Annotated in this window: 10 protein-coding genes; all 10 read left to right on the top strand. The window is 36.3% G+C overall.

Annotated elements, in window-relative coordinates:
* Positions 1 to 281: 281 nt before the first annotated feature.
* The 10 genes from ACQKP0_RS04260 to ACQKP0_RS04215 all read left to right on the top strand — a co-directional run bounded on the left by ACQKP0_RS04260 (position 282) and on the right by ACQKP0_RS04215 (position 10,490).
* Positions 282 to 1,490, top strand: coding sequence for a response regulator (locus ACQKP0_RS04260; protein WP_427404572.1), 1,209 nt, complete (start codon positions 282 to 284; stop codon positions 1,488 to 1,490).
* Positions 1,491 to 1,531: 41 nt separating this feature from the next.
* Positions 1,532 to 2,122, top strand: coding sequence for a class D sortase (locus tag ACQKP0_RS04255; protein WP_427404571.1), 591 nt, complete (start codon positions 1,532 to 1,534; stop codon positions 2,120 to 2,122).
* A 491-nt stretch (positions 2,123 to 2,613) separates the two neighbouring features.
* Positions 2,614 to 3,051 (top strand): transcriptional regulator GutM, encoded by a 438-nt coding sequence (locus ACQKP0_RS04250; protein ID WP_427404570.1) that lies wholly within the window; start codon positions 2,614 to 2,616, stop codon positions 3,049 to 3,051.
* The gene (srlA, locus tag ACQKP0_RS04245; protein ID WP_427404569.1) at positions 3,051 to 3,581 is read left to right on the top strand and encodes a PTS glucitol/sorbitol transporter subunit IIC; all 531 of its coding nucleotides are present in this window, start codon (positions 3,051 to 3,053) and stop codon (positions 3,579 to 3,581) included. The genes ACQKP0_RS04250 and srlA overlap by 1 nt, the downstream gene beginning before the upstream one ends.
* A gap of 15 nt (positions 3,582 to 3,596) precedes the next feature.
* On the top strand, positions 3,597 to 4,604 hold the full coding sequence (gene srlE, locus ACQKP0_RS04240; RefSeq protein ID WP_427404568.1) for a PTS glucitol/sorbitol transporter subunit IIB: 1,008 nt from the start codon (positions 3,597 to 3,599) through the stop codon (positions 4,602 to 4,604).
* A 257-nt stretch (positions 4,605 to 4,861) separates the two neighbouring features.
* Positions 4,862 to 5,800 (top strand): sugar-binding transcriptional regulator, encoded by a 939-nt coding sequence (locus ACQKP0_RS04235; protein ID WP_427404567.1) that lies wholly within the window; start codon positions 4,862 to 4,864, stop codon positions 5,798 to 5,800.
* 515 nt (positions 5,801 to 6,315) lie between these two features.
* Positions 6,316 to 7,590 carry an NAD(P)H-dependent oxidoreductase gene (locus ACQKP0_RS04230; protein WP_427404566.1) on the top strand — a complete coding sequence of 425 codons (1,275 nt, stop codon included), beginning with the start codon at positions 6,316 to 6,318 and terminating at the stop codon, positions 7,588 to 7,590.
* A gap of 70 nt (positions 7,591 to 7,660) precedes the next feature.
* Positions 7,661 to 8,014, top strand: coding sequence for a PTS glucitol/sorbitol transporter subunit IIA (locus ACQKP0_RS04225; RefSeq protein ID WP_427404565.1), 354 nt, complete (start codon positions 7,661 to 7,663; stop codon positions 8,012 to 8,014).
* A 493-nt stretch (positions 8,015 to 8,507) separates the two neighbouring features.
* Positions 8,508 to 9,491 carry a pyruvate dehydrogenase (acetyl-transferring) E1 component subunit alpha gene (pdhA, locus tag ACQKP0_RS04220; protein WP_427404726.1) on the top strand — a complete coding sequence of 328 codons (984 nt, stop codon included), beginning with the start codon at positions 8,508 to 8,510 and terminating at the stop codon, positions 9,489 to 9,491.
* A gap of 15 nt (positions 9,492 to 9,506) precedes the next feature.
* Positions 9,507 to 10,490 carry an alpha-ketoacid dehydrogenase subunit beta gene (locus tag ACQKP0_RS04215; RefSeq protein WP_427404564.1) on the top strand — a complete coding sequence of 328 codons (984 nt, stop codon included), beginning with the start codon at positions 9,507 to 9,509 and terminating at the stop codon, positions 10,488 to 10,490.
* Positions 10,491 to 10,497 lie beyond the last annotated feature (7 nt).

The raw sequence follows: 10,497 nt of genomic DNA, 5'->3' as shown, positions 1-10,497 counted from the left end.
TTCCGAAAATTTCACCCCTTTAATTAATAGGAAATTTGAATTATGCTTATAGTCTTGTAGGCATGGGAAAAATGAAAGGATTATTCTTGTAGAATTTTGACAAGAATAATGCTTCCATCTGAATGAAATTATAAAAGACAAATCTCTACAATTTCTTTACAAACTGAGGAGAGGAATAGGATTTACTCAGTATATGTCGAGTGAAAGATTAAAGATAATAATTGCGTTTTGTGGAAGTTTTTACTGCAAATCTTTATAATATAGTTAATATTTGTCATCGTATGAGTTACTTAATTTGTAAAAAAATTGAGGATATAGATAGAAAATACATTGAAAAGGAGAACTTAATGAAAGCAATTCTTGTCGATGATGAAAGTCTTGCCTTGGAGTATTTAGAACATTTATTACTACGCATTGATTCAAGTATTCAAATAAAAAAATTCATAGATCCATTGCTAGCAGAAGAGGCTATTCTTCTTGATAAGGTAGATGTGGTTTTTTTAGATATTAATTTTCCGGAGATAAATGGAATCGAATTGGCTGAAAGATTGCTCGAGGGTAAGCCAGATTTACCAATTATTTTTACAACTGCATATAGAGACTTTGCTGTACAAGCATTTGAAATCAATGCTCTTGATTATCTTGTAAAGCCAATTCGGGTGGAGCGTTTAAGCGCTACAATTAAACGAATTCAAAAACAGATGAAAACAAAACAAGTTAATGTATTGGAGAATAGGGATGAGCTTTACATGGCGTTGTTTAATCAAGTTTCCCTTAAAAAGGCGGATGGAACTGAATTAACAATGGCATGGCGTACAAAAAAAACAGAGGAATTATTTATATATTTATTGCAGCACCACGGGAAATTTGTTCGTAAATCATTTCTCGTTGAGATTCTTTGGCCAGAGAATGAAACGGAGAAGGCTTATTCCTACCTATATACAGCGATCTATCATATTAGAAAAGTAATAAAAGAATTTGGAGACTGCTTCCAATTGAAAAATACATCGGAAGGTTATATGTTATCATTGAATGCTGTGGTATTAGATACGAATGAATTTGAGAACAAAATGAAGAATATGCCGGAAGTTAGTGCGGAAACAGTTATGTTTTACGAAGCGGCATTAAATATCTATACCGGAGAATATTTGCAAGGATATGATTATTGGTGGGCAGAAGCAGAACGGGAAAAATTTAAGAAATGGTGGATTTGGGCTTCTTACCAGCTCGCTAATTGGATCTATGACTCTGGGAGGCTAGAAAAAGCGTTTCATTATTTTCAGCAAATTTCTAACTTCTATCCTGAAGAAGAAGAGGCATGTTTTAAATTAATGCAAATCTATGAATCTATGGGTAATTTTTTGTCAGTTCAACAGCAATATGAAGCTTTATCGACATTTTTATTGAATGAACTAAATGTAGAGCCGAGTCCACATATTACTGAATGGTTTATTGGTTTTAAAAAAAGGAGAGGTTTGGTGGGGAAATAGGATAGGATGATTAAAAGCTAATCTAGAAAGGAGGACTGATTATGGTAAAATGGCTAGGATATTTCTTTCTGATAAGCGGTATTAGTCTTGTTGCGCTCTTTTTTATTCGATTTATTCTTAGTGAGCAGGCTCAGAAAAGTGCACTTGATGAAGCTGAGGCAAAAATTCAAACTTATCAAGGGAAAATAATTAAGGGCACAAATTCTAAAGCTGAAGAGTTTCATCCAAAGGATTATGAGGCGTTTGCTACATTAGAAATACCAAAGCTGAACAAGACATTGCCGGTTGTAGAAGGTGCGGATGAAAAAGCGTTAGATAAAGGAATAGGGCACTTATCACAATCGGTTTTTCCAGGAAAAGGAGAGCAAATTGTTTTATCGGGGCATCGCGATACTGTGTTTCGAGAATTTAATAAAATTGAGATAGGTGATCTCTTCACTGTTCATATGCCCTATGGCTCCTTTAAATATAAGATAAGGAATACGGAAATAGTCAATGAAGATGACACAACAGTGATTCGCAAAATGGGTGAAGAAGTACTAGTAGTCACGACCTGTTATCCATTCCATTATATTGGAAATGCACCTAAACGCTTTATTGCTTATGCATATCCGGTTGATAAAGTGAAATGAGGTTAACTTGGTAAAAACGTTATACAACACAACCTTCGTTTTATAACTAAATTTTATAGGATACAAGAGCCAATGGCGGAAAATTTAAACTTTTAGAATGCTACATTGGCTTTTTATAATCCCATCTGTGTTTATATCCCCAAAATTATGTAGAACCTTTCCTTAAAGTTATCTGTTATGTCTAAGTCCTCATATAAAATATCATCCTTCACAAATTTAAATCTTCTATTTATAGATTTAGGGCAAAAAACTTTCTAAAAATTTAAAAATCATTATTGACACATCTTTTACATTCAATTATTCTATGTTTATAACATATGTAATAATATATAACATATGTCACTTAATGTGGTACAAGATTACGCAGTGTAACATTTGTTACTCCTTATTAAAAACTCTTTTTGCTATTAATTATTAGCGCTTTGAATGTAAGCGCTTTAAAAGGGTGGGGGAATACAGGAGTAAAGAAGTATATCGATTGGGGGGATTCTATGAAACTTGCAATTATTGCTTGCGCTATTCTTGTTGTCCAGTATGTGTTTTCAATCATTCAGATCCGCTATTACCGCAAAAGCATTGATAAGATTGTTAGCGGCTATAGAGGGAATGATGGTTATTTTATGTTTTCTGGAATGGAGAGAAGCAAGTTTCGCAAAGGTGCTATTGCGATTTTAGTTGTAGACAAGGATTATATCGTTCATGAATGTCACATGTTAAAAGGAGTATCTATCTTATCGAAGTTTAAAGAGATAGAAAAATATAAAAGACAGCATGTGGGAGTCATATTGAATGATGCACATGAACTTTTACAAAAAGAGAAGGGGAATAAAATTCCTGCATTTTGTAAGGCGCTTTTTAAAGCAAGTGAAAATGCATTAGTTTCTATTTCGAAGAAAAATATTCCAATCGAGAAAGGGGTAGGTGTTTAATGGAGTGGATTAAATGGTTTGGAGAGCACTTTATCGGTATGTTTGATGCTGGTGGAAAGCAATTTATGGGTCTTTTAACGGGAATTGTCCCAACGTTGGTTGTATTACTTACATTCACATATGCGGTTATGAAGTTTATAGGAGAGGAAAGAGTAAATAAGGCGATTCAATTTGCCTCGAAATATATGCTTCTAAGATATACGTTGATGCCTATTCTTTCGGTACTTATTTTAACAAATCCGATGGCATATACCTTTGGACGATTTTTACCGGAAAAACAAAAGCCGGCCTTTTATGATTCTGCTGTTTCCTTTGTTCATCCTGTTACATCATTATTTCCTTATGCAAATGCAGGTGAGCTTTTCGTGTATATCGGAATAGCAAATGGAATTAAACAAGCTGGCTACTCCATGTCAGAGTTAGCTGTTCGCTATTTCATTGTTGGAATAGTCGTTATCTTGTTGCGTGGGATTGTTACAGAGATGATCACAAAATATTTAGCGAAAAGAATGGAATCAAAGTCATTGTAGAAGGGGGAGAACAAAATGAGTCAAAAAGCGGTATTTGTTTCAAAAGGCCCTGGTGGATGGGGAGTAGGTCTTCATATTGAACCAAAAGGCAAAAAAAGGAAGGTTGTTTCTATTACTGGTGGTGGAATCCATCCTGTTGCGCAAAGAATTGCAGAGTTAACAGGGACAGAAGCGATCGATGGTTTTAAAAATTCGGTGCCAGAAGATGAAATGATGTGTGTCATCATTGATTGTGGAGGAACAGCAAGAATTGGGATTTATCCGATGAAACGAATTCCTACCGTTGATATTCTTGCATCTTCCCCATCAGGACCACTTGCAAAGCATATTACGGAGGATATATTTGTATCTGGAGTGACACCGAATCAAGTGGCATTAGCTGATGGATATACAGAAGCAGCGGGCGCACATGAGGAGAAGCTAACATTTGATACGAAAGATAAAGAAAGCTTCAAAGAAAATTATGATAAATTAAAAAAGGAAAAACTGGATAATAGTGATAACTTTTTAATGAGATTTTCCCGAGGGATTGGAAAGGTGACAGGAACGTTCTATCAAGCGGGACGGGATTCTGTGGATATGTTAATCAAAAATATTATTCCGTTTATGGCATTTGTTAGTATGCTAGTAGGAATAATCAATTATACTGGTATTGGTGATGTTATTGCCAAATCATTATCACCACTTGCCGGTTCAATATGGGGTTTATTGCTTATTGTTGTAATTTGTACTTTACCATTCTTATCTCCTGTTCTTGGACCAGGAGCCGTTATTGCCCAAGTTATCGGAGTATTAATCGGTAGTCAAATTGCATTAGGAAATATTCCGCCGCAATTCGCGTTACCAGCATTATTTGCGATAAATGGTCAGGTAGGTTGTGACTTTATTCCTGTTGGATTATCACTCGGAGAAGCTAAGCCAGAAACCGTTCAATATGGTGTGCCTGCTGTTTTATATAGTCGTTTAATTACAGGTGTATTAGCGGTTGTAATCGCATATTTTGCAAGCTTTGGAATGTATTAATATGTAGAGGTCTATTCCTTATACTTGCTGTTTTTGAAATGAATAATTACTAGTAGTATTGATTTGGATTTTAATAAAGTAATGGTTTTACATCCATAACTCGGACATGAGAGTCATAATATTTGCAGAAAAAGAGCAATAATCACAATTTCACTCGGGAATTCATTTATCTTTTATCATTGCAACTATCATTTCGAAAACAACTATATGTAACGTGGGATAATGATTTGGGTAGTTTAAAAAGAAGGGATGCAGTTATGGCTTTTCAGGAAAATAGACGAATTCTGATAAAGGTTGCACAAATGTATTATGAAGAAGGGGCTACTCAATCTGAGATTGCAAAAAAAATAGGTGTAAGTCGTTCACTCATTTCAAAGTACTTAACAACTGCAAGAGAGTTAGGAATCGTTGAAATAACTATTCATGATGAACATTATCGACAGTATCGTTCATTGGAAAGGAAAATTGAACGTTTGTTTGAATTAAGAGAGGTTATTTGCATCGATAGTGTGGGCTTAGAATCCTCAAAAAAACAATTGGGTGAAGCAGCCGCTCAATATTTGTTGAGAATGGTGAAGGACGGACAAATTGTCGGGATATCATCTGGAACAACCTTACATGAGGTGGCAAAAGCGCTAAATTCACCACAGGGCTTTCCTGAAGTGACAATTGTACCTTTAGTTGGAGGAGTTGGGAATGAACGGGTTGACATTCATTCAAATTATCTAGTGGCTCAAATGGGTGATTCGTTAAAGGCCAATTATGAGTTGCTACATGTTCCAGTAATGGTCGATTCCAAAGAAGCGAAAGAGGTTTTGATGAGACAGCCCTCTATTCGTAAAACAATAGATTTAGCGGAACAATCGAATATAGCGGTGGTAGGGATTGGGGGAAGTCCTGAGCACTCTACTATGGTAAAGTCATACCTTGGATTAGATCATCAAAAAATTACGCATGATGAAAGAATCGTAGGTGACATTTGCTATAATTTTATCGATAAATTTGGAAAATCAGTTGAAAATTCATGGAATGAGCGTGTGATTGCGATAGAGCTTGATAAATTAAAAGAGATCCCACTTGTTATTGGGGTTGCCTCTGGCTTAGAAAAAGTAAATTCGATTAAAGCAGCACTTGAGGGGAACTTAATTCATGTTCTTATTACAGATGAAGCTACAGCAAATGATCTATTACAATAAAGATTCTTTTCTTAAACTACTTGTGAAATGGTAATACGGAAACAGCTGCATTAACTTAAAAAAGCTGCGATGGTTCATATCTGCAGCTTTTTCTCATTGTTTGAAATTGATAAAAATAGTTACTTTAGCAGAACTTCCATGGAAGTCCATGTCCCTAGCTCCAAGAGGTAAGAATACCAACAACCTATGAAAACTTAATCAATGGAAAATTTAGAAGCCATTATCCCGGAACATTTTTCTCGATACTAAGGCCCTTAGCACTTGTTTTTTAATATGGTCGTACTTTTAGTCCATATTTCCCGAATTGAATTTTTTGAAATTTCCACCTTGACAGTTTTTTTAGCTTAATTTACACTTATAATTAACAAATGGTAATGAGTGTGACAAATGTGACAAAATATTAAGTTATGTTATTAGGCTTATAATTTGTCATTATTGTTTATTAAATGATAGGTTATTAGTTTTATTAGGAAATGAAAGCGCTTTTTGAAGATTTTTTATTGGGAGGAAAAATCATGTCAATTTATCAACAGCTATTGCAAAGAGAGAGTGAACAGGCACCTATTAAGGTAGGAGTCATTGGAGCGGGGCAAATGGGCTTTGGGATGATTGCTCAAATATCCAAAATTCCTGGGATGAGTGTTACTGGGATTTGCGATGTAAATATTGATGCTGCAGAAAAAGCAGGAAATTTCTATAACTCACAAGCTGTAAGAAAAGAGGCTATGGTTATTACCAATGACTATCGTGAAGTGATCCAATCTCCAAATGTAGAAGTTATTGTAGATGCAACGGGCGTCCCTGAGGTAGGGGCAAATATTTCACTTGAAGCATTGAGATCTAAAAAACACTTAGTTCTTTTAAATGTTGAGGTAGACATTACGATCGGTTCCATTATGTATCAAATGTTTACAAATGCTGGATTAGTTTATACGGGCTCAGCAGGGGATGAGCCAGCCGCAACTTTAGAATTATATGAATTTGCAAAAACAATGGGCTTTGAAGTATTAGTGGCAGGAAAGGGGAAAAATAATCCGTTTATTCCTACATCCAACCCTGATGTTTGTGCCGAAGAGGCCAAACGAAAACATATGAGTGCACATATGCTTGCTGCATTCCAAGATGGAACTAAAACAATGGCAGAAATGAATCTTTTGAGTAATGCTACTGGTTTAGTTCCAGATAAAGTTGGAATGAATGGTGTGGAAGCCAATGTAGAAACGGTGGCAGATAAACTTAATTTGAAAGAAAATGGCGGAATACTGGACAGTTTTGGAGTAGTTGAATATGTTAATGGCCTAGCGCCAGGCGTCTTCGTTATTGTTAAAAGTGATTTAGAGCCAGTAGATGAAGAACTTCGTTACTTAAAGGTTGGCAAAGGACCACATTATACATTATATCGTCCATATCATCTTGCCAGTTTAGAAACACCAATTACGATTGCGAAAGCTGTTTTACAACATGATTCGTCTATTCATCCTTTAGGGGCTCCAATCTCAGAAACGGTTGCAGTAGCTAAACGGGATATTCAAGCTGGTGAATCCATTGATGGAATTGGAGGTTACACAGTTCGGGGTGTACTTGAAACACATGAAGATATGAAAAAGAACGGTCATATCCCAATTGGACTAATCAGTGGAAAGATTGTTGCCAAAAAGGATATTAAATTAGGTCAGTTTTTAACATTAGATGATGTTGAACTTGATCCAACTACAACAGTATGGAAGTTAAGATCCCTTCAAGATCAGCTATTCCCATCTGCAACAACTAAGGGAAGTCTAGTAAAATAATCTATTAATATATAGAAGGAAAAATATTTTTTATTGATTCAAAGAAGTATTTTCGTATGGAGGTAGAAGCATGTCTAAAACAATTGTTCAGGAAATTGGTGTTTTAGTTCCTACATTTAAAGAGGATAAAATTGTAATATTATTCGGGCCACAAGCACCTCAGGAATTAAGGGAAATATCTGTGATTCATGAGTTTGAAGAGCTAACTGAGGAATCAATAAAAGAAGGTGGAACCATTCGTTTTGACGAAGAAGAATTTACTGTTACTGCAGTAGGCTCTTTAGCAAATCAAAACTTCAAGGAATTAGGGCATATCTCAATCTATTTCCAGGAACCACAAGGGGAAGTATTACCTGGCTCAGTATTCGCAAGCCCACACCAATTCCCAACCATTCAAGAAGGAACGGTCATATCATTTAAATAAAATTGTACCTGACACCGACGGGAAATCCGTCGGTGTCAGGCACCTTCAGTGGACAAAACAGTATTTTTTCCACCTGAGATGGACACTTTACTAAGTGTATGATGTTTTCTTCAGTGTAATAATACAAGACGATTGTTTCCTCATATCTCATCAAAGTTTTTTATCTGTCTATCTTCAAAAATATTACTACCATTTTATGTAATCCTTCTTTCACTATCAACTACTAATCTACCAGCTGAAATTGGGTTTTACCCATATCCCTCTTTAAATATTATTCAATGTCCTAATTAAAACAAATGCTGCTCCCTCTTTTGTAACAATTATTACGTATTTATTTGAACTCGCAATTATTAATTCTTACAGAAATAGCAATATGGAATTTTTATAAATGTCGAAAAATTATGTGTGTTTCTCTTGACGAAAATCAAAAAGAGTATTACGATATTTACAAATGTAACATATATGAACAAATGTAAAGGGAGGATTAATAATGATGTTAAGCACAGTTAAATTGCCACCCCATATTACGGATGAAAAGTTAATTAGTTTATATAAAGAAATGTGGGTCATTCGTTATTTTGATGAAAAGGTTGATCAATTTTTTGCAAAAGGAATGATTCATGGGACTACTCATTTATGTGTTGGCCAAGAAGCATCTTCGGCTGGAGCTATAGCCGCATTAAAGGATATTGACCAAATTACAAGTACCCATCGTGGTCACGGGCATTGTATCTCTAAAGGTGCAGATGTGAATCGAATGATGGCTGAGCTCTTTGGAAGGGAAACGGGATATTGCAAAGGGAAAGGCGGTTCCATGCACATTGCTGATTTGGAAAAAGGGAACCTAGGTGCAAATGGAATAGTTGGTGGAGGAATCCCTCTTGCTGTTGGTGCAGCACTAACTTCGAAAATGAAAGCAAAAGGTTATGTTGTCCTTTGTTTCTTCGGAGATGGCGCTAGCAATGAAGGTAGTTTCCATGAAGCTCTTAATCTAGCATCGATTTGGAATCTGCCGGTTGTGTTTATTTGTGAAAATAATCTTTATGGAATGAGTGGATCGGTAAAGGAAATGACGAACATACAGAATATCGCTGATCGTGCTAGTTCCTATGGAATACCTGGAAAAGTCGTTGACGGTACAGACATCATTGAGATTATGAATTCGGTATATGAAGCAGTTGAAAAGGCACGTGAAGGTAATGGACCCGCTTTAATTGAAGCAAAAACATATCGTTGGAAAGGTCATTCGAAAAGTGATGCAAAAAAATATCGCACTCGGGAAGAAGAGGCGGAATGGAGAGAAAAGGACGGCATTAAAAAGTTTAAAGAGCTATTAATTCAGGAAGGTTTGTTAACTGAAGAAAAAGCTCAAGCATTACAACAAGAAGCGAAGCAAGAAATTGAGGAAGCTGTTACGTTTGCAGAAAATAGTCCGGAACCATCATTGGATTCTCTTTTAGAAGATGTATACGCATAAGGGGAGGAAAAAGAAATGAGAGAGATCACATATTTAGAAGCAGTCAGAGAAGCAATGAGCCAAGAAATGAGACAAAATGCTGATGTCTTTATTTTAGGCGAAGATATCGGAGTTTATGGTGGTGCTTTCGGTGTAACACGCGGGATGATTGAAGAATTTGGGCCCGAAAGAGTAAGGAATACACCAATTTCCGAAGCGGCGATCGCAGGGGGAGCAGTTGGGGCTGCATTAACAGGCATGAGACCGATTTTAGAATTGCAATTCTCAGATTTTATCACGATTGCTATGGATCAAATGGTCAATCAAGCGGCAAAACTGCGCTACATGTACGGTGGAAAAGGAAAGGTACCGATGGTTTTACGAACACCTGCTGGATCAGGTACTGGTGCAGCCGCTCAGCATTCACAAAGCTTAGAAGCATGGATGGCACACATTCCCGGCCTTAAAGTGGTTCAACCCTCTACTGCCTATGATGCCAAAGGATTATTAAAAGCGGCAATTGACGATGATAACCCAGTTATTTTTTACGAGCATAAGCTTTTATATAAAACAAAGGGTCATGTCCCTGAAGAACAATATTCGATTCCATTAGGGAAAGCAGATATCAAACGGAAAGGAAAGGATGTAACCATTGTTGCCACTTCGATTATGGTTCACAAAGCCCTTGAAGCAGCACTAGAACTAGAAAAAGAAGGCATTGATGTTGAGGTCATTGATCCAAGAACACTTGTCCCATTAGACGAAGAGACCATTATAGAATCGGTAAAAAAGACAGGACGCTTAATCGTTGTTCATGAAGCAGTAAAACGCGGCGGATTTGGTGGAGAGATTGCCAGTGTAATTGCAGAAAGTGAAGCCTTTGATTATTTGGATGCACCGATCAAACGCTTAGGGGGACTTCCGATCCCAATCCCTTATAATCCTAATTTGGAAAAGGCAGCTATACCGCAAATCCCGGATATTATTCATGCAGTAAAAGAAACCATTCGTTTTAAATAAGGAGGGA

The organism is Heyndrickxia sp. NPDC080065, from assembly GCF_050281185.1.
GTDB lineage: Bacteria > Bacillota > Bacilli > Bacillales > Bacillaceae_C > Heyndrickxia.
The sequence above is the reverse complement of the archived record's forward strand: the minus strand, read 5'-3'. Positions and strand labels throughout refer to the sequence as shown.